The 26,633-nt window shown below is 42.0% G+C and carries 15 protein-coding genes; 4 read left to right on the top strand and 11 right to left on the bottom strand.

Annotation, left to right across the window (positions count from 1 at the left end; all coding sequences use genetic code 11):
* Nucleotides 1-61: 61 nt before the first annotated feature.
* The 7 genes from GPM24_RS20340 to GPM24_RS20310 form a co-directional block, all read right to left on the bottom strand.
* Entirely contained in the window at nt 62-928 is an 867-nt protein-coding gene (locus GPM24_RS20340) for a PKD domain-containing protein (protein WP_158829253.1), read from the bottom strand.
* A gap of 12 nt (nt 929-940) precedes the next feature.
* Nucleotides 941-2,476, bottom strand: coding sequence for a RagB/SusD family nutrient uptake outer membrane protein (locus GPM24_RS20335; RefSeq protein WP_158829251.1), 1,536 nt, complete (start codon nt 2,474-2,476; stop codon nt 941-943).
* A gap of 16 nt (nt 2,477-2,492) precedes the next feature.
* Nucleotides 2,493-5,594, bottom strand: a complete 3,102-nt coding sequence (locus GPM24_RS20330; RefSeq protein ID WP_158829249.1) for a SusC/RagA family TonB-linked outer membrane protein — start codon at nt 5,592-5,594, stop codon at nt 2,493-2,495.
* A 460-nt stretch (nt 5,595-6,054) separates the two neighbouring features.
* Nucleotides 6,055-8,970, bottom strand: coding sequence for a triple tyrosine motif-containing protein (locus GPM24_RS20325; protein ID WP_158829247.1), 2,916 nt, complete (start codon nt 8,968-8,970; stop codon nt 6,055-6,057).
* Between the two features lie 196 nt (nt 8,971-9,166).
* Nucleotides 9,167-11,080: a SusD/RagB family nutrient-binding outer membrane lipoprotein gene (locus GPM24_RS20320; RefSeq protein ID WP_158829245.1), complete on the bottom strand. Its 1,914-nt coding sequence runs from the start codon at nt 11,078-11,080 to the stop codon at nt 9,167-9,169.
* Between the two features lie 25 nt (nt 11,081-11,105).
* Nucleotides 11,106-14,255 carry a SusC/RagA family TonB-linked outer membrane protein gene (locus GPM24_RS20315; RefSeq protein ID WP_158829243.1) on the bottom strand — a complete coding sequence of 1,050 codons (3,150 nt, stop codon included), beginning with the start codon at nt 14,253-14,255 and terminating at the stop codon, nt 11,106-11,108.
* Nucleotides 14,256-14,291: 36 nt separating this feature from the next.
* Nucleotides 14,292-15,503, bottom strand: coding sequence for an ROK family protein (locus tag GPM24_RS20310; RefSeq protein WP_158829241.1), 1,212 nt, complete (start codon nt 15,501-15,503; stop codon nt 14,292-14,294).
* 443 nt (nt 15,504-15,946) lie between these two features.
* Here GPM24_RS20310 and GPM24_RS20305 point away from each other — a divergent pair, with 443 nt between their 5' ends.
* The 4 genes from GPM24_RS20305 to GPM24_RS20290 are packed head-to-tail and all read left to right on the top strand — an operon-like array spanning nt 15,947 to nt 20,277.
* Complete coding sequence (locus GPM24_RS20305) at nt 15,947-16,699, top strand: 3-keto-disaccharide hydrolase (protein ID WP_158829239.1); 753 nt, start codon at nt 15,947-15,949, stop codon at nt 16,697-16,699.
* 8 nt (nt 16,700-16,707) lie between these two features.
* Complete coding sequence (locus tag GPM24_RS20300) at nt 16,708-18,060, top strand: Gfo/Idh/MocA family protein (protein ID WP_158829237.1); 1,353 nt, start codon at nt 16,708-16,710, stop codon at nt 18,058-18,060.
* Between the two features lie 2 nt (nt 18,061-18,062).
* Entirely contained in the window at nt 18,063-19,067 is a 1,005-nt protein-coding gene (locus GPM24_RS20295) for an FAD:protein FMN transferase (RefSeq protein WP_158829235.1), read from the top strand.
* A gap of 4 nt (nt 19,068-19,071) precedes the next feature.
* Nucleotides 19,072-20,277, top strand: coding sequence for a Gfo/Idh/MocA family protein (locus GPM24_RS20290; RefSeq protein WP_158829233.1), 1,206 nt, complete (start codon nt 19,072-19,074; stop codon nt 20,275-20,277).
* Between the two features lie 44 nt (nt 20,278-20,321).
* On the opposite strand, the gene GPM24_RS20285 is transcribed toward GPM24_RS20290, so the two are convergent.
* From GPM24_RS20285 to GPM24_RS20270, 4 genes are all read right to left on the bottom strand, one after another.
* Nucleotides 20,322-21,761: a TolC family protein gene (locus GPM24_RS20285; RefSeq protein ID WP_158829231.1), complete on the bottom strand. Its 1,440-nt coding sequence runs from the start codon at nt 21,759-21,761 to the stop codon at nt 20,322-20,324.
* Nucleotides 21,754-24,921: an efflux RND transporter permease subunit gene (locus GPM24_RS20280; protein ID WP_158829229.1), complete on the bottom strand. Its 3,168-nt coding sequence runs from the start codon at nt 24,919-24,921 to the stop codon at nt 21,754-21,756. Before GPM24_RS20280 ends, GPM24_RS20285 begins: the two co-directional genes overlap by 8 nt.
* Nucleotides 24,922-24,948: 27 nt before the next feature.
* Nucleotides 24,949-26,034, bottom strand: a complete 1,086-nt coding sequence (locus tag GPM24_RS20275; RefSeq protein ID WP_158829227.1) for an efflux RND transporter periplasmic adaptor subunit — start codon at nt 26,032-26,034, stop codon at nt 24,949-24,951.
* A gap of 173 nt (nt 26,035-26,207) precedes the next feature.
* Nucleotides 26,208-26,612: a hypothetical protein gene (locus GPM24_RS20270; RefSeq protein ID WP_158829225.1), complete on the bottom strand. Its 405-nt coding sequence runs from the start codon at nt 26,610-26,612 to the stop codon at nt 26,208-26,210.
* Nucleotides 26,613-26,633 lie beyond the last annotated feature (21 nt).

Genomic DNA, 26,633 nt, shown 5'->3' with positions numbered 1-26,633 from the left:
TTAGCACAGGAGATAAAAAAAGCTCTGCCTTTAAGTGGCAGAGCTTAAAACCCTTTTAAAATTACTCTACCGGGCGCAATTCCAAGTTGGTGACAGAGATGCCGGTTGCACCTAAGTTGCTACCGCCTGTTCTGATCACAACGTAAGCCGTACCAGCAGTTGGGAAAGACACCACACCACCACCTGAACCACCGCAGGAGATAGCAGAAAGCTTACCACTAAAGGCCGTTTTGCCGCAACCATTCCAGGTATTTAAAGCTAGTCTGGTACCGCCATCATTATAATCCTGGCCTTGCACCGGAACGGCCTGACCTACATATACCTCGAACCAGGTATCGGTGGCACCGCTGCCGGAAACAGCCATATCAACCTTATACTTTTTATTAGCCTGAACCTGCACAGCCTGGTAAATACCAGTATGGCTGCTTGCACCACCGCTAAATGTAAGCTTGTTGTTAGCATAAGTAAGGGTTAACGGTACAGCGCTTAAGTTTAAGGTGGTCCACTTTGCCTCATCGCCCGGAGCCATTTTGGCACCTTGCAGTAAATTACCGCGAACCGGATCAGATGTAGCCACAGTCAGGTCTTGCGTTGCAGTTTTTTCCACTCCTCCAATACCTACAGCTTTAAGGGTTATGGTGTATTTACCGGCATCAGGGTAAAATACAGTGTCTACTGTTTTACCTGGCGCCAAGCCACTGCCATCGCCTATATCCCATTTTACGTTGATTACTCCGGTTTCTTGTGCTTTTAACGCATACGTATTGGTTTTACCGGCAACAGGCGTTATAGTAAAACCTGCTGTCAAATTATTGGCATCTAAACCGTTATTGCCACTTCTTTCTTTGGTACAGCCAATATAACCTATGATGGTAGAAGCCATTGCTACTATAGCAATTTTGCGCTTCTGATTAAAATTTAATGTCATGTTACAATGATGTTATTTCGTTCCTCCCCATTCTTTGCTCTGCTTAATTTGAGTATTACTTAACTCATTAAGCGGAATTGGCAGTATTTCATTCTTACCCGCTACAAAGCCTTGCGAGCCTAATACAACTGGTGCATCACCCCAACGAACCAAGTCAAACCAACGCTGACCTTCGCCAGCCAGTTCCAAACGTCTTTCGCGTTTGATGTTATCCATTGTAGCAGCTACCGCACCTAAACCTACACGGGCCCTTACGGCAGTAATCAGTTCGGCCGCACGGCCTAAGTCGGCGTTACCCATTACCAAAGCTTCTGCTTCCATCAGGTAAGTATCAGCCAAACGGATGTCATACATATTCTGGCCCCAGTTCAGGTCACGGTCGCCGGCACCTGTGGGTAAATTGGCATTGCGTCCAACCCATTTTGCCATAAAGTAACCTGTGTTTTGAGCGCCCGGCGTATAGTCGGCTATGCCGTTTTGCTTTAAGCTATCCAAGTTGGCAATTGTATACTTGTAACGCGGATCGTAATGAATGGCGTCAAACAAGCTTTGTGTAACCGGGAAGTAGCTCCAACCACTATAATAATCAGGCGCGTTTGCGGTTTTTGGAGAGTAGCCACGCGGACCACTCATCACGTTCAGAATATTACCTTCGGTAGCTGCAACACCAGAACCCCAGTTACCAGCAGAAAGGGTGGTATGAACAATTTCCAATATAGATTCTGAATTGAACTTGTAAATATTACCTCCATTGAAAAGATCCCCAAAGTTTGCCATTAATTTGTAACCATACTTTGCATTCAACTGGCCAGGAGTGCCATTTACTTCTTTCAGTTCTGTAGCTGCATCTGCCCATTTCTTTTCCCACAGGTAAACCTTACCCAGCAGTGCATGAACAGTACCTTTGGTGAACCTTCCACCCTCTGAAGCTGCAGGCACAGTGTTTGGTAAGTTTGTTTCAGCAGCGGCATCCTTCAAATCAGCCTCAATTTGCTTGAACACATCAGCCGGATCGGCCTGGGTAACGTTATACATTTCGCTGGCTGTGATATTGGTAGTGTATAAAGGAATATTTTTAAACCAACGTACCAAATCGAAGTAGAAATAAGCCCTTAACGCTTTGGTTTCGGCTATATATCTCTTTTTAAGATTCTCGTCCATTTGGGTATTCGGCAGTTTCTCGAGCAATATGTTTGCACGGAATACGCCCGAATAGCCTCTTCTCCATAAATCTTCTTGCGGACCAGTGGCGGGTGTTAGTGTAAACCTGTCCATATTTACGAAGGTTAAGTCGCCAGCACCTTCACCACCACCAAAATGATCATCAGAAGCGGCCATGGCCACATTTTCTTTAGTTGTCAGCAAACCACCTTGCCAGGCAACCACATCATATACGGAAACCAACCCCTTGAATGCCTGGTCTTGGTTCTGGTAATAATTCGATTCCAGATCTGTTCCTTTAGGCTGTACTTCAAGAAACTTTTTGCAAGAGCTGAATAGCAGAGAGCTTACAGCTAATGCTGCTATACAATTGATATATCTTTTCATTTTTCTATTTCGAAAATTATAATCCAACATTAACACCTAACATAAATGAGCGGGCCAGCGGGTATACACCACGGTCGATACTGAACACGCCGCCACCAATTTCAGGGTTGTAGCCTGTGTAGCCAGTCAGTGTAAACAAGTTTTCGCTGGTTACATATATCCTCAATCTTGAAAGGTGAGCTTTTGAGATCAGGAGTTTAGGTAAAGAATAACCTATCTGCAACGTCCTTAAACGCAGGTAATCACCTTTTTGCAGGAAGAAGTCAGACGGGTTGATAAAGTTTTTATTAGGATCTGAGTCACTTAGGCGTGGATAAGTATTTGACGTACCGGCACCGGTCCAACGCCCTAAAGCCTCAGTTTGCCAGTTAGCAGCAGTAAGTGAAGATCTGCGCAATCCGCTAAACACTTGGAAACCAGCAGCACCCTGGGCAAATGCCGACAAGTCGAAACCTTTCCAGGCAACGTTGATGTTAAAGCCGAAAGTATATTTAGGTATAGGGCTACCTAACACCTCACGATCGTTTTCATCAATATCTCCGTCACCATCTACGTCTTTCCATTTAAAGTCGCCAGGTTTTGCGTTAGGCTGTATTCTGCCTTTTGCACCTCTGTATGAGTCGATCTCTTGCTGGGTTTGGAAAATGCCTTCAGTGCGGAAACCGTAATAAGAGTTATAAGGCTGGCCTACTATGGTACGGGTAACACCGTATGACATGTTTTGGAAACCAACAGAACCTTCAATAAAATCAAGGTTGTTGCCTAAGTAGGTTACTCTGTTTCTAAGCGTTGAAAAGTTTCCGCTTAAATCCAATCTTACGTCACCCAACTTTTTATTCCATCCCAGTTCAAATTCAAAACCCATATTCTCCATATCTGCAACGTTAGATGCAGGATTTGAGATTGCACCTACATAACCCGGAATGCGTGGGTTTTGTAAAATACCTGATGTTTTTTTGTTATACCAATCAAAAGTAAAACGCAAATCATTGACTAATGTAGCCTCGAAACCTAAGTTTGCAGAACGGGTTTCTTCCCAGCGCAAATCTGGGTTGGCAGGCGCGTTAGGGCTATAACCGGTATAGTAAGATCCGGTACCAATAGCGGCATTACGTCCGCTGCCAATGGTTGATACAAATTGGAACTCTCCGATATTATCGCTACCCACAACACCATACGAACCTCGAACTTTCAGGAAATTAACTACATCATTTTTTGGCCAGAATTTTTCTTGTGTAGGTACCCAGCCTAAACCAAATGATGGGAATATACCATACTGATGATTTTCACCGAACCGGCTTGATCCGTCACGACGCAATACACCTTCTATCAAATATTTTTCTTGGTAGTTATAATTTACACGGGTAAATAATGAAACCACGCGGTGTATTTGGCCATCACCAGCTCCGCTTGTTCTTTGTGTGGTAGGCACCGAGTAATTAAAAGAAGCCTGCTCAAATGTAGTTGCCGGAATACCGTCATAACGTACGTTGTTCGAAACCTCACTTCCATCCTGATAAGCTTCCTGTCCTAACAAGATAGAGAAGTTATGGTCTTTGATGCTTTTGGTATAAGAGATAGTATTAGAAAGGTTATAATCTATACGATGTCTGCTGTCTCTGTACAGCTGGGTCATGGTATTGATGTTAGATGAGTTCAGGTAAAACTCGGGCGTAAAGCTTTCTGTACCCCAGAATGCCATTTTACCACCAAATGATGACCTTACTTTTAAGCCTTTAATAATTTCTAATTCAGCAAATACATTTCCTAACAGGTTATGCGCCCAGCTATAATTACCTAAACGGGTTGAAATGTAGGCAAGTGGGTTTGTCATTTCCTGGCCCACAATTGGAGATATGCCATACGGAAAACCATTTGCATCCCTACGGGCTCTTGGGTCATATGTTGCTGCTCTTGCGGGATCAGTTTCCACTAACGGCGTAATTGGGTCCAGGTGAATGGCTGATGCTAATGGTCCGCCAAACTCACTGTTGGTATTGCCTAAACCTTGTGTCTTTTCATAAGAGTAGCCCAGGTTCTGACCGATAGTAAAGTTTTTAAATACTTTATGCGTAGAGTTAATACGGTAATTAATTCTTTTGTATTTCGAGATATCAGTAGCTACAATACCCTCTTGGGTTAAATAACCAAAAGAAGTGTAGAACGTAGATCGCTCGTTACCACCCTCCAGGCTTATTTCGTGGTTTTGTCTCTTTGCGCTGTTATTGAATATTGCATCCTGCCAGTTTGTACCGGTACCAAAAGAAGCCGGGTTGGCATATGGTAAAGCTTTTCCGTCAGCAGCAGCAGCTTCATTACGTAAAGTAGCGTACTGGGTTGCATCCAGCATGTTTAGTTTTTTGGCAGCGGCCGATGTTCCATAATAACCATTATAGTTTAAACGAATGCCACCAGCCTTACCTTTTTTAGTAGTAATTAAGATAACACCTGCAGATGCACGTGTACCATAGATGGCTTGAGAAGCAGCATCTTTAAGCACCTCCATTGATTCAATATCTGATGTATTAAGGGTACCTATACCACCATTATCTACTACAACGCCATCCACAACCCATAAAGGATTGGTAGCATTGAAACTAGTGATGCCGCGAACGCGTACAGAGGCTGCCTCTCCTGGCTGCCCGTTATTGGCGGCAACGGTTACACCAGAGGTTCTGCCTTGCAGGGCTTGTTCTACGCGGGTGATGGGTTGGTTTTCGATATCTGCTGCTTTAACGCTGGAAATAGCGCCGGTTACTACCTTCTTTTTCTGAACACCGTAACCAACCACTACAACGTCGTTAAGTGAGGCAGTCGTAGAACCTAAAGTAACAGTTAAGGGTTGTGTGCCGGTTACGACAACCGTTTCGGTAGTAAGGCCGATTTGGCTAAACTCGAGCGTACTACCCAATTTAGGAACAGAAATTCTAAAATTTCCGTTAACGTCGGTGCTTGCACCACGGGTAGTACCTCTAACAATAACCGTAACGCCGGGGATGGGTTGGTTATCATCTTTGGATATCACTTTGCCCGTAACCTGTACATCTTGTGCGAACAAAGAGAACGGCACAAGAAACAGACAAGTGATGAAAAAAAAGAACGTAAAGCTTCTTTTCATAATCATTGAATTAAGTTAAAATTGGTTAATTGAATCTGTTGGAGATAGTCTCCATTTGGATAGCCAAAACTACTGTTCCGAAAAATGATTTGATGAAAATAGCGGGCCTACTTAGTTTCTACTTTATTGTATTTTTGCACTCTTAACCCTCTACAAAAGGCCTACAATAGCTCAAAAAAAACCTCATTTTCAAATAGTTATACAGTAAAACCCCTCTTTTGAATGAAGCTCTATATTTAAACGAAAATGCAGAATTATAGAGCAGTATAGCTTAAAGAATTATGCTATTTATTTTGAAGATTATCAAATGAAAGACTGAATGAGCACCATCATATAATAACATGAGGCTTATTTGCAAACGATAATATAACGGCTTTAACAAGCTGTAATCATTAAAGCATAGTGTCTATTAAATACAAAAGAAGAAAGCTTAAAGTTTGACTATGAATGCAAATATTAACTACACCTCTGCATGGCTGGAAGCCTCTTCAAACCGGCCCAAAAATGCATATAAATTGGTATCGGGTTGTAGCATTAGTTTTTTCCGTAGGCGGTATCGTGCAATCTCAACCGCTTTTACGGTAATGTTCATCATCTGCGCAATTTCTTTAGTAGATAAGTTCATCTTGGTATAAGCACACAGCTTCAGTTCATTTAAAGTGATGTCAGGAAATGAACTTTGAAGCTTTTTAAAAAAGTGCGCGTGTACAGTATTAAAATGCTGATTAAACTGTTCCCAATCCTTTTCGCCTTTTTCTACCTCATTAATGAGTCGAAGCAAACGTTTAAAATGAGTTGAATTAGATGCCCCCTCATTTTTGCCCAGCATAGTACTTAATTCTTCTTTTATCTTATCAATAACTTTTCCTCGTTGCACCAGGTGCATCACCATGTTGGCCAGTTCACGGTTTTTATAATCAATCTCCGACTCCAGCTTTTCATTCTGTAGGCGAATGATCTCCCGTTCGTTTTTATCAAGCTCTAACTGGTTGAGATATTGCAGCTTCTCTTTTTCTTTAATATGCTGTTTACGCTGCCACCTCAACAACCAGTAAATGGCTAATACTATTAGGCCAATATATAAAACATAGCTCCACATGCTTTTATACCATACCGGCGCAATGATGAAAGTATAAGCAATAACATTAGATTCATTGCCAGTATGGCTTCTGGCCTTTATCTTGAAAGTATAGGTTCCGGCCGGTAAAGCAGTATAATCTCTGTCGCTTTTTCCACTCCAGGCAGACCATCCCCTGTCTAATCCTTCTAAATAACAGCTGTATTCAATGGTATTTTGCTCGTTGTAAAGTGTGGAAGCAAACTCAAAATGCAGGTAATTCTCATCATACTTTAATTGCGGTACAGTTTGCGATGCCTGAATCTGACTTACCTTTCCATCTTTTAAAAAATATCCGCCGTAAATAAGTTTTTCTTTTTCACCTATAACGCTTACTTTTCCCAGTACAACGTCCAGCTTTCTAGTATTTTCTTTAAAGCGCTTGTAATTAATCTGCACAATGCCCCTGGTGGAACCGATGAATATATTTTGACTATTGTAGGGATAGATAGATTCAAAACCACCTACTATCTTGCCTTTTATTTCAGGGAAATAAGTAACCTGCCCTTTTTTTTCGTCGCGCATCTCTACCACGCCAACCTCTTTCCGGTCGGTTACAAACCAGATATTGCCATCATTATCCTCTTTTAAATAGATAACCGGGATGTGGTGAAAGTAAGGCTCAAAAAATGAAGAGAATTTAAATGTACCCGCACTTTCATCATATTCATAAATACCGTTATGCGTTGCAACCACTGTTCGGTTATGCACGTGATACACATAGTTGTACAACGTTGAAGGCAGCCCCTGTTTTTGTGTGTACAAGCCTTTTTTAACTACCTGCGTCATATCTACCGACAGCTCTAGCTTATATACGCCATGATAAGGATGCGAAGCCCAAACAGTATTACGGCTATGGTCATAAACAAAAAATCGCAACGATTCATCAATCCCTTTTACAGTGCTTAGGTTTAACAACTTTCCATCTGTATCGCCAATTAGCTGTAGGCCATTATAGGTACCTGCTAAAATGCGAGCTGACGGATAAATGTTAGAAACCGGCTGAAACAACCAAGTACCGGGTTGTGCATATAACTGCCGACCCTCATCGTTAATAATTTCATACAAACCGTCTTCGTGCCCTATTACCAGATGGTTATTTAACTGCCCCAAATTCCAAACCTGTCCATCGGTATTTTTAACCTTTTTAAAAGTACCTTTACTTAAGGCAAGGTCTTTCTGTGCAACATCAAGCGGGGTATAAAACAATCCGTTTGATGTACCCATGTATAATTTATGGTCGTAAACCCGCATGCTATAAGTGATAGGATTGCTTTTATCAGGATAGATGTAGCGCACTGCGCTGTTTATGGCAATCATGTCTAACCCATTATCCTGAGCCAGCCATAAAGAACCATTTTCATCATTAAAAACAGCATGAACGCTTTCCGATTGTAATCCTTCGGCTCCGGCATATTGCTGAACAATTTGCCACCTTTTGTCTATAATAACCAGTCCGGCTCCTAACGTACCAATGGCAATACCCCCGTTATTTAACCTTACACCACTCACCAACCGGCTATCGGCCAACATTTGGTCAATTCCCGTTTTTTGCTTGATAAGTTTGCCCCCGGCTATTAAAAACAAGCCTTTTTTCAATGTGCCGGCTATAATAGTATCCTTATGATAAGGAAGCACAAAGGATATAGCTGTATTTCTTAAAACAGAATCATCAGCAAAAGGCACCCATGTACCTTTATCAAATGCAAGCAATCCCTTATTTCTGGACTGAGCCAGTATCTTGTTATTTACGCAACCTAAAAAATCCCAGGAAACATCGGGCTTATACACATTTACAGCACCGTCATCAAAATGGATTATACTACCCCACGAACGAAAGAATGCGCCATCTTTATTGACAGCAATATTCCATATATCGGCCATTTTGCGCTCATTAGGCGGCAATTTGCTTAGCAGGGAGTGATATTTTAAAACGCCTACTTCATCCGGAAAAAAGTAGCCCAGTTCATCTTGTCCGCCTACAAATACCCTGTTCTGCTCATCTACTTTTACTGAACGAACAACCGTGTAATTAGGCAAAGCGTAATGGCTCCAAAACTTGCCATTAAAAGAAAGCAGACCCTCTTTATTGCCAAAATACAGCAGTCCTCTTTTATCCTGAGCTACATCCCAGTTTTGCACGCCCCCTTTATATTGCTCTGCTTTATAATTAAAAATCAAGGGCGTGCCAATTTGCCTTTGACCAAAAGAAAGCTTAGCCAGAAGAATAAAAAGCAAAACTATTGCAATACGCTTCATCAAATCAGTATGTGGGTAACTCAAAACAACACTATTTATCAGCTGATTTAATTTCAGGTGGTTTATAACAGGGTAAAGGTAGCTAACTTGTTACAATCCTTCCAAATAATTCTAAAAACCGGGCTATCAGGCACAAAAAAAGCCGTTTCATAAATGAAACGGCTTTAGATAGATTATCGATTGTTCTAAATCTATATTAGTGTTTTGCCCACCAAAGCGGTGTTAAAACGGCGTCAGTACCACCTAATAAAGATACTGCATTATTATAGCTTTGAACACTACTGTTTCTGAAGCTGGACGGGTATCTTACACGCTGTGGTTGAAACTGAATATTACTTGTCATGTAATTGCCACTATTTAATGCTGGTAAATCTGGCATTACATCTTCAACTGCAGGATTTTCGAAGAATGGCAGGCCTGTGCGGCGATGATCGCTCCAGGTTTCTAACGGTAACCAAGGTAATTGCGCCAAGTATTTCTGCGTCATGATTTTTGTCATATGATCATTGCGTACAGAACCTGATTTATAAAAATTATTTTTGGGGTAAGCAACATCAACAGTACCTTTTGCACCTGTAATTCCATCTTCGTAATTCATGGTGCGAGTTGCAGATGGTTCAGTTGTATGATCCCAACTAACAGATGTACCTACACGGTTATAGTCAGTTGAAGCAACATAAGCAGCTAAGTTAGCTGATGTTCCAAAATACTCAAAACTTTTAGCTATACCAGTTTCATAAGCATCTTTTGCACCTATACTGGTTGACCAATTACGCTCGGCGGCTTCGGCAAGCAAAAAGTAGGTTTCCCACGGACCAAAGAATACTCTTCTGTTTGCACCACTACGATAAGTTAAGTTTAACAAAGGCTTGCAACCATTGGTTGTAATGGCTTGGTTTCTTGAAGCTTTCTCACCCCAATTACCATCAACTTTAGCGTTCCAGGTATATTTTGCATCAAGCGTTTTTACTACTGCACCTGCTGCATTTTTAAGTTGCCCTTGTGAGGTTGTATATGAACCGCCAATACCAGGATAAGTAGGATTGGTAATATCGCCCGGTATGCTAAATACTTTATATGCACGTGGATCTATTGAAAAAGGCAAGCCGTTTAACCAATAACCTGCCATAGGATCGTTAGTTTTAACTGCAAACTGATCTGTATAACGCTGGCCTAACCAATCGGCAGGTTTGATTGCCGACTGATAGCCTGCTGATAATTGCGACGCAGAAGTGATGCTACCTAAACCAACAACAAGATTGTTATAGGTGGTTGATATTGGTAAACCCATCCATGATGATTCGCGGCGGAACACACTTGCAAGCGGATCCCAACCTCTTGACTCTTGCACGCTAAACATATCAGCAGCGCTGGTGATATAATCGTTTGTTGCTACTGCTGCTTCAAACTCTGCTTTAGCTTTTGAGCCATCAACCTCTGATAATCTCATTGCCAAGCGCATACGCATGGAGTTGGCATACTTGCGCCATTTTGCATAATCATAGCCATAAGCCGGGTCTTCCCTTCTAACCTGATCGGGGTTGGTGACGGTCAAATCAAGTTTCGATACTGCATCTTTTAATTCGTCGAGTGCATAATAATAAACTGCTTTTACATCTTTAAATTCTGGATTTGTACCCTGAAAGGCATCTATAGGCATAGGCCCAAAAGTATCAGCAAACTCGCTCATTAAGTATGCTCTCCAAATTCTGGCTACCTGTATCAGGTTTTTAGTATAAGGTTTTGATGTACCTTTTGCAATTTGGTCATTTCCTATCTGAATGGCTGTTGTAACGTTATTTTGCCATTGAGAAGACTGGCCGTAGTAGGCACTAGCCCAATCATCTACAAATGAACCTTGTGAAAAGGTTTCACCATCTTCGTCCTGCAAAGCGTGTCCGGCAGGCACCCAGTACAAAATAAACATACGTTCAGACAAGCCGGGATCTTGCTGTGCGCCTATAATAGCGTTATTGATAAAGTATTCGGTTTGCACCTGATCGCCGTTGGCCGCGAACGGATTATTGTTTTTTTCATCGAACTTTTTGCATGATGCCATCATCATTGTGGCTGCAAGTACCAAGCTCGATTTTGTTAAAATTGATTTCATATCTAATGAATTTTCTTTTAATATCTTAAAAACCAAGGGTTAAATTAAATAATATAGTGCGTGTGGTTGGAGCACTACCGCTTTCAAAGCCTGTAGCATTACTGCCTGTAGCAAAAACAGACTCAGGGTCCATGCCATTCATATGGCTCTTAATCAACCATACATTGTTAGCAGATAGGCCAACCCTTGCTCTTTGTATACCAATAGTAGAAAGAACCTTTTTAGGAATATCGTAGCTTAACTGCACGTTGCGTACACGAATATTAGATGCATCATAAATATTTGCTTCAGTAATACCCAGGTTACCTCGTCCAGCTATGGCTGTCCAGTAATTTTGTGGGGATACTGCTACGGTGCTCTTCTCATATTGGTTGGTTGTAGCATTTAATACAACCCCATCAACTACAAAATTGTCGCGGTTACCATTTACTACAGTATTGCTTGATGTACCTACTGCCTGCATCCGCTGAAGTGTTCCGGAGAAAATTTTACCCCCAAATCGTGCATCAACCAAGAAAGAAAAATTGAATCCTTTGAAAGAGAATGTATTGGTAACGCCTAAAAGACTTGATGCTTGCTGCGTACCCAAGTTTGATTTCACAGCATCATCAGTTTGAGGCAAGCCAGCAGCAGTTAAAATTAACTGTCCGTTATAAGGGCTGTTTGGATCATTAACTCTTTTAAAGGTGGTACCATAAATAGCACCATAAAGCTGACCTGTTTCAGCCACAATAGCTACGTTATCGTATCCACCCAATGGGTATTGCGTAACATTAGCTGCAAGATCTTTAACTAAGTTACGGTTTATCGAGAAGTTTACAGTAGTATTCCAGTTAAATCCTCCGTTATTTCTAAATATTTTTCCATCTACCATCAGTTCCAAACCTTTGTTCTGGATATTTCCTGCGTTAATTTTTCTTGCAGTGTAACCACTCAAAGGGTCCATTGGCAAATCAAGCAATTGTCTGGTTGAATTAGATTTGTAAACCGAAAAATCAAAACCTAAACGGCTATCAAAAAAACGCATCTCTAAACCAGCTTCGTATGATTTAATTAACTCACTACGAACATTTGGGTCAAACAATACGTCGTTACGTCCGGCGTTGGTATTACCAAGCGGGTCTTTACTGATATTGTAAGTATTATAAAGTTGATATGGGCCCATATCATTACCTACTGCGGCATATGAACCTCTCAATTTACCATAAGTTATCCAAGATGGTAGTGCACCGCTCCTGTTAAGCACCTCAGAAAATACAAACGATGTACTTATGGATGGATAGAAAAAGGATCTATTTTCTTTGCTCAAGGTTGAGCTCCAGTCGTTTCTAAACGTACCATCAAAAAACAATACCTGATCATAATTAATACCCGCTGATCCGTAGACTGAGTTTATATCATGTAAGAAAAGCCCTTGGTCAAGACTTGGATTACCTACTGTGTTATTAATCGAGAATAAATTAGGCACGTTTAAAGTACCAGCATTGCCACTAAAAAAAGAAGTTTGCTGGCTCATTAGGTTGCCACCTAATGTTGCAGTACCACCCCATTTTCCAAATAGGTTATCTTTTTTAGCAGTAAATAAGGCACTGTAGTTGGTTTCAGTAAATGTAGTTCTTCTTAAACCGTATCCGCCTCCAGGATTACCTGGTGCGCCGGCGTATTGTCTGCTGTCTGAATTAGTACTGTAGGTATCTGCCCCTCCCCTGCCTTCAACACTTAACCAATTATTAATTTTGTATTTAACCGAAGCATTTAACAAAAATCTATTTCTGGTGTCTTGGTTCAGGTTATACTTTGATGCCCAATATGGGTTTAGTTCTGAACCTGCATGCCACCAACGCATATTTCCGCTCGCATCAACTGGATTACTATAATCAGTTACATCAATTGAATTAGGCAGCGTTGATAAATAGTAGAAATAGTTATTAGGATTGTAACCAGATTGAGGCCGGTTTTTTGCAGTTGAGTTAATGTACTGAACTTTAGTGTCAACTGTCCAGCGGTCATCTTTTCCAAATTTACTTACTGTACGCCCCATTAAGTTGTTACGAATCAGTTTAGCGCCTGGAATGTAGCTTTTATCATCAAGACGGTTGTATGAGGTGTACACCGAGGTTGACTTATATTGCTGTTGCAATGATATACCTTGATTTGATTGCAAGCCTGTTTCAAAGTAGTTGCTGATGTTATCATGATACATTTGCGGAAAAGTTGACCCATCAATCCTGGTTTGATTTTGCCCTTGATTTCTTTCGCCCCAGCTTAAGGTAGAGTTGTTTACAAAGCCACCACTTTGTCCCTGACCAAAATCTTTTTGCATCTTCGGTCTGGCAAATATATTTTCGATACCAATAGAAGATGTAACGGTGATGCCTAATCCATTCTGACTTTTACCTGTTTTAGTAGTAATTAATATAGCACCATTACCCGCGCGTGAACCATAAAGCGCAGCAGCTGATGGACCTTTAAGTACGCTAACGCTTTCAATGTCTTCCGCGTTGATATCCGCTAAACCGTTACCCATATCTCTGCTTGGGTTATAATAATCATTATTAGGGCGACCACTACCGTTAACTTCATTACCAATAAAGTTATCCATCGGAACACCGTCAACAACAATAAGCGGTTGGTTATTACCAGTAAGTGAGTTATTACCCCGAAGTGTAATTCTTGAAGATGCACCCGGGCCGTTGGCTGAGCGGGTAATTTGCAAACCAGCTACCTGTCCAGAAAGAGAATTAACAATGTTCGGCTCTTTTCTGTCAGATAGCGTTTCACCTTTTACTTCCTGTACAGCGTACCCCAATGATTTTTTTTCGCGGCGTATGCCCAATGCAGTTACCACAACCTCGCCTAGCGCACGGTTATCTGCTAACATGGTCACGTTAACTGTATTTTCGGAGCCAACAGTTACCTCTTGGGTTTTGTAGCCAACAAAGCTAAATACCAACACAGGATTAACGCCTTCAACCGATACCGAAAAATGTCCGTTCACATCAGTGGCACCACCGGCACCTGTAGCTTTCAATTTATATGCAGCACCAATAACAGGCTGCCCTTCTTCGTCCTTTACCGTACCGGTAATGACTCTTTTTTGTTGGGCTAACGATATAGCCGTCCAAAAGCTCAGCAAAATGCAAAGCCATAGTTGTTTAGTAAAAAAGTCCCTCATGTTTTAATTGATTTTATTGTGTGTTTTAAATTAGGGTTAGTTTAAATTCGGTTTTCTTAACTGTTTGATGTGATGATCAATACCATCATAATGTTCCATTACCAGTGCAGCTGCACCGTATAATTCAGCTTGGTAACCTAATGGCGATATCATAATTTGGGCGTGTTCGGCAATTTTTGGAATACAGTGTTCATTGATGGCTTGCTGAACAGGTGGCAACCACAACCTGCCGGCTGCTGCACCTCGGCCACTTAAAACAATTAGTTTAGGATTAAGCAAATGAATTAATATTGCAGCACCACGGCCAATATTATAACCTGCCTCAGAAAAAAGGCTTACAGCAAAACTATCTCCTTTTAAGGCTGCATCCATAATAGCATTAGCCGCCTCTTCAATAGTATCAAGCTTGTAATCTGCCAATACGGAAATACGGCCTTCTTTTAATTCACGCAGTGCTTTATCAATAATCAGAGATAAAGAAGCCTCCGTTTCCAGGCAGCCTGTTTTACCGCAGCTGCAAAGCTTATTGTTAAAAAATACAGGTATATGGCTAAACTCACCGGCTAAACCGTTATCGCCCCTAAACAGCTTACCGTTTATAAGCATGCCCAGCCCTATACCCCAACCAATGTTAATTACCATTACATTGTTGTGATTGCGTGCAAGCCCAAACTTTTGTTCGGCCAATGCAATCAAACTAGAATCATTATCAATAAATGCCGGAAAACCAACGGCGTCACTTATATATTTGGTAATACTTTTACCATCAGAATTTAAAAATGAATAGTTGACTCCCGCAGATATGTCAACAAAGCCTGGCATGCCGATACCTATACCTACAATCCGGCTTTTGTCAACGCCCGAACCGGCTATTAAATCGTTAATTGCCTGAACTAACGTTAATAATCCATTTTCATCTTGTTTTAGCGCAAGATCAATTTGTTTAACTTCAGTTAAATAATTGTTCTGACTATCCATAATAGCCATTCTGGTTACCAACTGATCCATTGCTACAGATACAACATATAATACACCGGCTTTCAAAGAATACATTTGCGGACGTCGCCCGCCTGTTGAGGGTGCATAACCTGTTTCGTATATAAAACCTTCATCAATACTGTCGCTTAAAAGCTTGGTAATAACCGGCAAACTTTTACCGGTTTTTTCGCTAAGCTCAGCACATGTTAGTGTTTGTCCGAAATAGAGTTCTTTAATAATGTTTTTAAGATAGCCCTCAATTTTATCCATTTAAAACCTTATTGTAAATTTCACGAAAGTTATCAATACTTTTATGAAAATTAAAAAAAGTATTTAAATAATTTAATATGTACTTTACATTTAATGAACTTTGCTAAAAAAGGTTGATTTTTCTTAATTCGAAAATGATATACATTTTAGGCAAGTAATTACATTTTACATTAAATACATTTCCGTTAAGTAACCCTAACATCCTTAATACGATAAAAACTGCTATTCGTACCAGCCAAGCAACTGGATTTTTGCGCAGATACCTTTACCGCTTCCCATTTAACCTGACAGATAAACAACAAGATTTCCAATACATCATCTGCTTCCACAATTACGCCTACTAAAGAACAGCTTACCGCGTAACAATAAAGAGATACTTGCTTACATATTGGATATTAACATATATTAGATACTTCTTTACCAACAGACCAATTTTAACCTTTATGAAAAATAACAAGTTAGTACTTATTACCCTGTTGCAAGTAGGATGCCTTACCATCATCACGCCTGCATTTGCACAAAAACTAAATGAACTCAATAAAAAAGAAAAAGCTGAAGGATTTGCTATGCTATGGGATGGCAAAACAAGTAATGGCTGGCGGGCTCTTTTTAAAAATAGTTTTCCTGAAAAAGGCTGGGTGATGGAAAATGGCATACTCACTATTCAAGCCTCAAACGGTAAAGAAGAAGGCTTGGGAGGTGACATTGTTACTGATAAAGAATACTCTGCCTTTATCTTGAAATTTGATTTTAAACTTACAGAAGGCGCCAACAGTGGTGTTAAATATTTTGTAACCGAAAAAGAAAAAACAGAGATGTCTGGCATCGGCTTAGAATACCAGGTACTGGATGACGAGCGGCATCCCGATGCCAAGCTTGGCCGCGATGGCGACCGTACGCTTTCGTCTCTTTATGATTTGATTACCGCTAAAAAACCCACTGCTGCTATAAAACCTATAGGTGAATGGAACAGTGGTGAAGTTAGGGTATATCCTAATAACCATGTAGAACACTGGTTGAATGGCTACAAAGTGCTGGAATACCAGCGCGGCTCAAAAGAGTTTGAAGATTTGGTAGCCATTAGTAAATACAAAAAGTGGGATAAATTTGGTGAAGCGCCTAAAGGTCATATCCTTTTACAGGATCATGGTAACACGGTATCTTATCGCAACATTAAGATTAAAGAACTTAAATAAGCAGCGCCATGGAAACCAGAAGAAACTTTGTTAAAAAAACTGCTATTGCCGCAGCAGGCACCTATTTGGGCACGATGGGCTTAACGGCAAAAAGCTACGGCAACATTATTGGCGCCAACGATAGGGTACGTGTTGCCGCCGTAGGTTTTTCTGACCGTTTTAGAGACACCCTGTTTCCTTGCTTTTTGAATCATTACAAGGATATGAATTTTGACTTGGTGGCTTTGTCGGACTTGTGGAATTACCGGCGCGACTTAGGCACAGCTCATATTAAAAGTAAAATTGGCCATGATATCACCGCCTGCCGAAATAACGATGAGCTGTACAGCCTGAAAGATATTGATGCCGTCATCATTAGTACGCCCGACTTTGCCCATGCTTTGCATGCCATTGAAGCGGTGCGCAACAAAAAGGATGTATACTGCGAAAAGCCATTTGCTGAAACTATGGACGATGCCAGGGCGGCTTTGAAAGCTGTACGTTCATCTAAACAAATATTACAGATTGGCTCGCAGCGCCGTAGCGGACAGAATTACCAGGCCGCTGCCGAATTTATAAAACAAGGCAAATTTGGCGATATTACGATGGTTGAACTTACCTGGAACGTTAACCAGCCGGGCCGGTGGAGAAGACCTGACTTAGTAGCTAAGCTACAAGAGCAGGATACTGATTGGAAGCGCTTTATTTTAAACCGCCCCTACGAGCCATTTAATCCCAGAATTTATTTGGAATACCGCCTGTTTTGGCCCTATTCATCAGGAATGCCCGGGCAGTGGATGAGCCATCAGATTGATACCGTACATTGGTTTACCGGCTTGCCGCATCCGCGTAGTGTAACAGCCAATGGCGGCATTTACCAGTGGAAAGATGGCCGTCGTAATTGGGATACTACTACGGCCGTGTTTGATTATGGTCCGCTGGATGATACAACTAAAGGTTTTCAGGTTATTTTTTCATCACGCATGCACAATGGTGAAGAAAAACCAGCCGAGATATATTATTCAAACGGCGGAGAACTGAACCTCATCACCAATACGGTATCGCCACAAGGCGGACTTACCGAAAGAGCAGCTGCTGCTATGCACATGCAACCCAACTTGTTGCCAGACGTGAAGCTTCCAAGTACACAAGCTGTAGTTGCCTCTGCCAACACCGGAGCAGATCCGCTGAGCTCTAATCATATGCGGAACTGGCTCGAGTGCATCCGAAGCCGCAAAGAGCCAAACGCACCTGTAGAGGCAGGCTATCATCATTCTATCGCCAATATCATGACCAATGCTGCTGTACATACCGGTGGCAAAGCCACTTTTGATGAAGCTAAACAGGAAGTAATGGTTAACGAAAAGGTATTTAAATATTGATAATGAAGAAGCGGTTGCTGCCGGCTATTTGCGTTGCATTAATTTTACTTTATGCATTTACCAGGCGGCAACCGCTACAACGTTTTCACTTAAACGGCTATGCTCAAGGTACCACCTATAGTATTGTTTATTATGCAGCCGATAGCCTTATCAGTTTAAAGCAAACGGATAGTTTGCTGCAACGGTTTGACGAATCGGTATCGCTGTATTTGCCCGGTTCATTGATTTGCAAATTTAACCGTTCGGTCAAGGGCATCAGGGTAGATCAGCATTTTCAGCGCCTTGTGCGTGAGGCGATAAAAATACATCGGGAAACCGACGGGCTGGTTGACCCAACCGTAAAACCACTGGTTGATGCCTGGGGATTTGGTGCAATTAAGGCCAGCCATACTCCTGACAGCAACGAGGTGAAAAAGCTGGTTAAGAACGTTGGCTTAAAATACATTAGCCTAAAAGGTAACTTTTTATACAAAACCCGCCCTAATATTCAACTAGATCTTAACGGTATCGCTCAAGGTTACGCTGTTGATTTACTAGCTAATTTATTAGAGCGGCAGCATATTAAAAGTTACCTGATAGAGCTGGGTGGTGAATTAAGAATTAAAGGAACCAAGCCGGGCAACCAGCCATTTACCGTGGGCATTGAAGGTATCAGCGGGTTTGATGCCGAGCCTATGCGTAAAGTAATTGAACCACCTGATGGTGCCATCACCACTTCAGGCAATTACCGTAAACAGCATGAAGCCGGCGGCAAACCTATATCACACCTGATGAACCCATTGACCGGCTATCCGGTAAACAATGAAATGATAAGCATCACTGTTTATGCTCAAGATGCTGTTACGGCCGATGGTTTTGACAACGGCTTTATGGCTATGGGGCTTAAACGTACATTAGCTTACCTTGCTAAACATAAAAATATGGGTGCCTACATTGTTTATAGAAAGGCAGACGGATCAATTAAAGATACAACTACAATGTCGTTCAAAAGCAAACGGCCTATTTAAACCAATGGAAAGAAAAACATTTTTAAAAAACAGCGCGTTACTGGCCGCTGGTTTATTTATAGATAACAAACTATCAGCCATGCCAACACTTGCTGCCCCGTTAAAAGTTGGCATAGTGGGATGTGGCGACCGCGGCACAGGCATTATGCATATCATAAACGGCATGACAGATATGTTTCAGATTACCGCTGTTTGCGATGTGCTTGATTTTAGACTGGCGGCTGCTCAAAAGTTAGGTAAAAGTGCCAGCTTGAAAGCTTATACCGATTACCGCAAGCTGCTTGATGATAAAGAGGTAGATACTGTTATAGTAGCTGTGCCCCTTCACATGCATTACCCGGTAGCAGCAGCAGTAATAAACTCCGGTCGGCATTTATACCTGGAAAAAACCATGACTTATACCATAGATCAGGCGCTTGATTTGGTAAAACTGATGCACAACCGTAACACCCAGGTATTACAAGTGGGGCATCAGTACCGGTACTCGCCGTTGTATTACCGGGTAAAAGAAATGATCAACAAAGGTTACTTGGGAAAGATAACCCAGATTGATTGCCGGTGGGACCGCAATGGCAGCTGGCGCCGGCCGGTGCCCGATTCGTCTTTAGAAAGAGTGATTAACTGGCGTATGTACAAAGAATATTCGGGCGGTTTGGTGGCGGAACTGCTTTCGCACCAGATTGATTTTATCAACTGGGTATTTGATACGCATCCTCAAGAGTTTTTTGCTACCGGTGGTATAGATTATTTTAAGGACGGACGTGAAACTTATGACAATGTTCAGGTAATGCTACGCTACCCTGAGCTGGGCATGATTGGTAATTTTGGCGCTACCTGTGGCAACGCACATGATGGTTATCTATTTAAGATAAAGGGTACACTAGGCACCGTATCACTGTTAACCGATCAAGGCATATTTTATCCGGAGAAAAAATTACTGGATGAAAAAGGAACAGTAGACGGTGTAACCGGCGCAACCCGCATTGTGTGGAACAAAGGTGGTGGAACGCCCATTTTACCAGAGCCTACCCGGGATGGCACCTGGTATGCATTTAAAGACTTTTACACAAAAGTTCAAAACAGACAACTGCCCGATAGTAACGTGTTTACCGGCGCGCGTACAGCCATAAGCGTACACTTGGCAAATCAAGCGCTGTACAGCAATAAAATTACGGCTTGGGATAAAAGTTACAAGATAGATTCAAAATAAAAGAGCCGGCAAAATTGCCGGCTCTTTCCTGTTTAAAGCGATATTTATTTCCAACCGCCGCCCAGTTCTTTATAAACATTTACTACAGCGTTCAACTGTTCTTTTTTGGTATCTATTAATTCCAACTTTGATTCCAGTGCATCGCGTTGCGTCATCAGCACTTCCAAATAATCAGCTCTGGCAGATTTAAATAAATCGTTAGAAATATTGATTGACTTTGTAAGCGCATCTACTTGCTTTGATTTTAAATCATAACTTTTACCAAGATTATTAATATTAGAAAGCTGATTGGCCACCTCAATATATGCGTTTAATATCGTACGCTCGTAGTTTACCATGGCCTGCACCTGCCGTGCATTGGCGCTGTTAAACTCAGCTTTAATACCATTACGGTTAACCAGCGGCCCGGCCAAATCGCCTGCTAGCGAGTACAGCAGCGATTCGGGAAATTTAACCAAGTAAGACGGCTTAAAGGCTTGGAAACCCAAGGCCGCAGATATACCAAATGATGGATAGAATTCGGCACGTGCAATTTTCACGTCTAGCTTAGCTGCAGTGAGGTCAAGTTCTGCTTGTTTAATATCTGGTCGGTTAGCCAACAATTGCGACGGTATACCGGCATTTACAGTGGCTGGCACCAAGCCCAAAAAGTTGCTTTTATCACGGGGAATCTCCTGCGGAAACCGGCCTAACAAAAAGTTAATTTTATTTTCTGTTTCCTTGATATTTTGCATAATATCAAATTCCAGACTTTGTGACTTCAGTACTTCGGCCTGGAATTTTTGAACGGCCAGTTCGGTTACCCGTGTAGCTTCTTTTTGCACTTTAACAATCTCAAGTGCATTTTTTTGTAAAGCAATGTTCTGCTTTACAATTTCATACTGGTTATCTAAGGCCAGTAACTCATAGTATGAATTGGCTACTTCGGCAACCAGATTAGTTAGCACAAAGTTTTTACCCTCTACGGTTGACAGATACCGGGTTATTGCTGCTTTTTTGGAGTTACGCAGCTTCTTCCAAATGTCAACTTCCCAGTTAGCATATAGGGCAGCTGTAATATCGGTTAACGGATCTGGCACTTCTTTTCCCGGAGCAATTTCGGTAGAAGCATCACCCGCTCCCTGACTGGTGTAGCGCCCCACTTTTTCAACACCCGCGCCTACCCGGTAACCTACTGTAGGCTGCAACGGACCTTGCCTTAAACGGATATCATTTTTGGCAATTTCAATATCCTGTAGCGTAATGGCCAGCTCCTGGTTATTTTTCAGTGCCGTATCAATCAGGCTAACCAAATTAGGGTCTGTAAAAAAGTTGCGCCATTGCATGGCCGCTACATTGGTAGTGTCCTGATTACTATTGTTGCCATAAGAACCAGGAACCGACTTGTTTTCATTTACTTGCGTTATAGCCGGGACTTTACAGCTTGCAAAGGCTACAGAAATACCCAGCAAACCTATATAGGTATTTCTTTTAAATTTAAGCATATTGATCAATTTCTTCAGTTAACGGCGTTTCTTCTTCATCTTTAACAAGCACAAAGCGCTCGGCAATACGGCCAAATATGTAATACAAACCAGGGATAACGAGCACCCCGAAAATAGTACCGAACAACATACCGCCCGCAGCAGCTGTACCAATAGTACGGTTACCATTTGCACCCGGCCCTGAAGCAAACATCAGCGGAAGCAAACCGGCGATGAACGCAAACGAGGTCATCAAGATTGGGCGGAACCTTACTACCGCACCTTCCATAGCTGCTTCAAGCACGGTATATCCTGCCTTATGTTTTTGAACGGCAAATTCAACAATCAATACCGCGTTTTTACCCAGCAAGCCGATGAGCATTACTAGAGCAACCTGCGCATAAATGTTGTTTTCCAATCCAAATAGTTTTAGCATTAGGAATGAACCGCAAATACCCGCAGGCAGGGAAAGAATTACTGCCAACGGCAGAATAAAGCTTTCGTACTGTGCTGCCAGAATAAGGTACACGAAGCCTAAACAGATCAGGAAGATGTAAATGGCTTCATTGCCACGAGCCACCTCATCGGCAGATATACCTGCCCAATCAATACCAAAACCTCTTGGCAGCACTTTTTCGGCCACTTCATTAACAGCGTTAATAGCCGCACCACTACTATATCCCGGAGCCGCCGCACCGCTAATTTCGGATGCATTGTACATGTTATGGCGGGTAATTTCAGACAGGCCGTACACCTTGTCCATTTTCATGAATGCCGAGTAAGGAACCATCTGATCCTTGTCATTCTTCACATACAACTTCAAAATATCTTCGGGCAGTGCGCGGTATTGCGGCAGGGCCTGTACCATTACTTTGTACTGGCGGTCATATTTAATAAAGTTGGTTTCATAGTTACTACCTACCAGGGTAGATAGCGTGTTCATAGCATTATCAATGGTTACGCCTTTTTGCTGGGCAATGTCATTATCTACATGCAGCATGTACTGCGGAAAGCTGGCACTATAAAAGGTAAATACCGATGCCAACTCGGGGCGTTTGCTTAACGCTGCCACAAAATCCTTACTTACGGTTTCCATTTTATGGTAATCGCCCGATCCGGCTTTGTCTAACAAACGCAACTCAAAACCACCGGCGGCACCATAGCCCGGTACGGCTGGCGGTTGGAAATACTCAATGGTAGCACCCGTAATCTCTTTAGATTTCTCTTCCAGTTCTTCAATAATTTCCTGAACAGAATGCTTACGCTCATCCCAGCTTTTTAAGTTTACCAGGCAGGTACCACTGTTAGAACCGGTACCTTCAGTCAAGATCTCGTAACCGGCCAGTGACGAAACAGATTGAACGCCATCAATACCTTCGGCTATCTTTTGCAATCTTTCGGCAACCTGATTAGTTCTTTCCAGCGATGAGCCCGGAGGGGTTTGGATAATGGCATAAAACATACCCTGATCCTCGTTAGGAATAAAGCCAGATGGCAAACTGTTGTTCAGGAAAAAGATGCCAACGCAGAAAAGAATAAGCGTTACAAAGGTTACCGATCTGCGGCTAACAATAGTGTTAAGGGCCCGCTGGTATTTACCAGACAAACGGTTAAAACCATTGTTAAAACTATCTATAAATCTATTTACAACAGATTTCTTTCTATGCTTGCCATGGTTATTTTTCAGAATCATGGCGCACAGTGCCGGTGTAAGGGTAAGTGCCACCACACCCGAAAGGATAATGGCTGTTGCCATAGTGATAGAGAACTGACGGTAAAAAATACCTACCGGCCCCGACATAAAGGCAACCGGAATAAATACCGCCGCCATCAGGAAGGTAATAGCAATAATAGCCCCGCTTATTTCGCCCATGGCCTGTTTAGTAGCCCGAAGTGGCGACAGATGCAGTTCTTCCATTTTGGCGTGCACAGCTTCAATTACTACAATCGCATCATCCACTACCACACCAATGGCCAACACCAGGGCGAACAATGTAATAAGGTTCAGCGTGATGCCAAAGAATTGCATGAATACGAACGTACCAATCAAAGATACCGGTACAGCAATGGTAGGAATGAGTGTAGAACGCAGATCACCCAAAAACAGGAATACGACTATACCTACCAGGATAAAGGCTTCTACCAATGTGTGAATAACCTTTTCGATAGAGGCATCCAAGAACTTGGAAACGTCGTAACTGATTTCATATTCCAAACCTTTAGGAAAAGAGGTTTTCTTAATCTCTTCCATTTTAGCTTTGATATCTTTAATTACCTGGCTGGCATTACTACCGTAAGATTGTTTTACGGTGATAGCAGCCGACGACCGGCCGTTCAGATTAGAATAAATATCGTACATCGAGCTGCCAAATTCTACTTCGGCTACGTCTTTCAGGCGCAGTATGTCGCCATTGGCATCTGCCTTTAAAATGATGTTTTCGTACCCTTCTTTAGTGGTAAACCTTCCGGGATATTTTAACACGTATTCGAATGACTGAGATCGCTTACCCGAACTTTCGCCGGTTTTACCGGGCGAAGCCTCTAAGCTTTGTTCATCTAGCGCTTTCATCACCTCGTCGGCCGAAATTTTATAGGCCAGCATGCGGTCGGGTTTCAGCCATATACGCATAGCGTACTCGCGGTTACCCAAAATATCAGCAAAACCCACACCGTTTACCCGCTTTAATTCAGACAGGATATTGATATCGGCAAAGTTGAACAGGAATTTCTGATCCATATGCGGATCTTTACTGTACACGTTGATGTACATCAGCATGTTCGATTCTTCGCGGGTAACTTTTACACCTTCGCGAACCACAATAGGCGGCAATTTATTCACTACTGATGCTACGCGGTTCTGAATATTTACCGATGCCTGGTTAGGGTCGGTACCCAGGTTAAACACCACTTGTATAGTGGCTTCACCATCGTTACCGGCATCCGAAGCCATATATTTTACGCCAGGTACACCATTGATAGCCCGTTCAAGCGGGATAACTACCGATTTGATGAGCAATTCACCGTTGGCACCCGGGTATTCGGCCGTAATATTCACCTTTGGTGGCGAAATGGACGGGAACTGCGTTACCGGCAGGTGAGTGATGGACAGTACCCCCAAAAACACTATAATGAGTGATATTACGATGGAAAGGACTGGCCTTTGTATAAACTTATTAAACATTGATTTTCTTGTTTAAGGGTTGAACCATTATTCTGCTTTTAATCGCAAATGGGAAATCACATCCTTAGGTTCTACGAATTCGTACTTGATTTTATCATCGTCTTTTACCTTCTGCACACCTTCAAGCAGAATTTTATCGTTTTCGGCAATGCCGCTGCTTACCATGTACAGGTCGGGCATCTCGCCACTAACGGTGATATTTCTGGAACGTACTACATTGTTTTTGTCTATTACAAAAACGTAAGTTTTTTCCTGAATTTCATAAGTGGCTTTTTGCGGAATAACCAATGCATTATGCAATGGAACCGTCATTTGTACTTTACCTGTTTCGCCGTTTCTTAACAAGCGGTTAGGGTTAGGGAATCTGGCCCGAAAAGCAATGTTGCCGGTTTCATTGTCAAACTCACTTTCAATGGTTTCTACATCGCCTTTATAAGGCAACAATTCGTTATTGGCTAAAAGCAGGCTTACCTTTTTGCTGCCACGATCTTTGGTATCCAATTCGTAGTTCAGATACTCAGGTTCGGATACGTTGAAATAAGCAAACATCTGGCTGTTGTCTGACAGGCTGGTTAATAAATCGCCTTCATCAACCAAGCTTCCTAATTTCAACTTGATACGGTCGATAGTACCGGCAAACGGCGCTCTGATTTCGGTGAAAGACAGGTGTAGTTTAGCCAAAGAAGTTTCGGCATTGGCTTGGTCAAGCTTGGCTTTGGCCATGGCCAGTTCGTTTTTAGAAACCACGTTTTTATCGGCCAGAACTTTGGTGTTCTGCAACTCTATCTGTGCAGCTTTGGTTTCGGCCTGTGCTTTCAGCAATTCGGCTTCATAAGCTTTAGGCATAATGCGGAACAACAACTGTCCGGCTTTTACAAACTGACCTTCGTCAACATAAATATTTTGCAGGTATCCTTTTTCCTGAGCCCTGATTTCGATGTTTCTGACAGATTTTATCTGCGATACATACTCCTTGGTAAAGGAGGTATCAATTTTTAAAGGACTGGTTACCGTATAATTAGTAACCTCTTCTTGTTTTTGTTCTTTTTTGGATGTACAACTCGTTTGGTACAACAGGGCAAACATGCCCGCGAGCATGACAATTTTCTTCATGATATGAAATGGATAATAAAGCGATGGGATGCTAAAAGTCAGCTATTCCTTTAAATGCAGGCTGGCGTTAGTTGCACAAGTGAAACCTATTGACTATGCAAAGGGAGTACTGTTTATATACATCCAATGGGGCATGTAAGGGCACACCTCCGGCAACTGACGTATATAAATTATCAGATACGTAGAGATCTCTGTACAAGATATTTGCAAGAGTCTATATAGGATAAGTGTATACAAAAGGGCAAGCGTTTTTTTACATAGGTGTAAAAAGTGCTTAAAACGAGTATATAAGAGAGTATAATAAAGTATTTGGCCGGCAACATAAATTTGCGGGCAAACACAGTGTTCTCATCATCATCTTCAACGCTAATGAGATAGTCATTTACTTCTTTTGAACTGGCGCTGGTAACAACCGTACCATCTTGATTTTTAACCGCGGCTTTAATCTGATTTTGTTTATCAGTATGCTGGGCAGGTGAATAGCATAGGGCATTATGATGAGCACGCGCATACGCATAGCTGTCTCCTCTTAAAAGGAGAAAACACAAGGCGATGAAAAATAGATACGCAGCTTTCATTAGGGTGCTCAAAGATAATAT

It is taken from the genome of Mucilaginibacter lacusdianchii, assembly GCF_009770985.1.
Taxonomy (GTDB): Bacteria; Bacteroidota; Bacteroidia; order Sphingobacteriales; family Sphingobacteriaceae; genus Mucilaginibacter; species Mucilaginibacter lacusdianchii.
The sequence above is the reverse complement of the archived record's forward strand: the minus strand, read 5'-3'. Positions and strand labels throughout refer to the sequence as shown.

What these genes read in the sequence shown, in the direction of transcription:
- GPM24_RS20325 (WP_158829247.1), bottom strand. Translation starts at nt 8,970, where the DNA reads ATGAAGCGTATTGCAATAGTTTTGCTTTTTATTCTTCTGGCTAAGCTT.
- GPM24_RS20340 (WP_158829253.1), bottom strand. Translation starts at nt 928, where the DNA reads ATGACATTAAATTTTAATCAGAAGCGCAAAATTGCTATAGTAGCAATG.
- GPM24_RS20335 (WP_158829251.1), bottom strand. Translation starts at nt 2,476, where the DNA reads ATGAAAAGATATATCAATTGTATAGCAGCATTAGCTGTAAGCTCTCTG.
- GPM24_RS20275 (WP_158829227.1), bottom strand. Translation starts at nt 26,034, where the DNA reads ATGAAGAAAATTGTCATGCTCGCGGGCATGTTTGCCCTGTTGTACCAA.
- GPM24_RS20290 (WP_158829233.1), top strand. Translation starts at nt 19,072, where the DNA reads ATGGAAAGAAAAACATTTTTAAAAAACAGCGCGTTACTGGCCGCTGGT.
- GPM24_RS20330 (WP_158829249.1), bottom strand. Translation starts at nt 5,594, where the DNA reads ATGAAAAGAAGCTTTACGTTCTTTTTTTTCATCACTTGTCTGTTTCTT.
- GPM24_RS20300 (WP_158829237.1), top strand. Translation starts at nt 16,708, where the DNA reads ATGGAAACCAGAAGAAACTTTGTTAAAAAAACTGCTATTGCCGCAGCA.
- GPM24_RS20295 (WP_158829235.1), top strand. Translation starts at nt 18,063, where the DNA reads ATGAAGAAGCGGTTGCTGCCGGCTATTTGCGTTGCATTAATTTTACTT.
- GPM24_RS20310 (WP_158829241.1), bottom strand. Translation starts at nt 15,503, where the DNA reads ATGGATAAAATTGAGGGCTATCTTAAAAACATTATTAAAGAACTCTAT.
- GPM24_RS20270 (WP_158829225.1), bottom strand. Translation starts at nt 26,612, where the DNA reads ATGAAAGCTGCGTATCTATTTTTCATCGCCTTGTGTTTTCTCCTTTTA.
- GPM24_RS20305 (WP_158829239.1), top strand. Translation starts at nt 15,947, where the DNA reads ATGAAAAATAACAAGTTAGTACTTATTACCCTGTTGCAAGTAGGATGC.
- GPM24_RS20285 (WP_158829231.1), bottom strand. Translation starts at nt 21,761, where the DNA reads ATGCTTAAATTTAAAAGAAATACCTATATAGGTTTGCTGGGTATTTCT.
- GPM24_RS20280 (WP_158829229.1), bottom strand. Translation starts at nt 24,921, where the DNA reads ATGTTTAATAAGTTTATACAAAGGCCAGTCCTTTCCATCGTAATATCA.
- GPM24_RS20315 (WP_158829243.1), bottom strand. Translation starts at nt 14,255, where the DNA reads ATGAGGGACTTTTTTACTAAACAACTATGGCTTTGCATTTTGCTGAGC.
- GPM24_RS20320 (WP_158829245.1), bottom strand. Translation starts at nt 11,080, where the DNA reads ATGAAATCAATTTTAACAAAATCGAGCTTGGTACTTGCAGCCACAATG.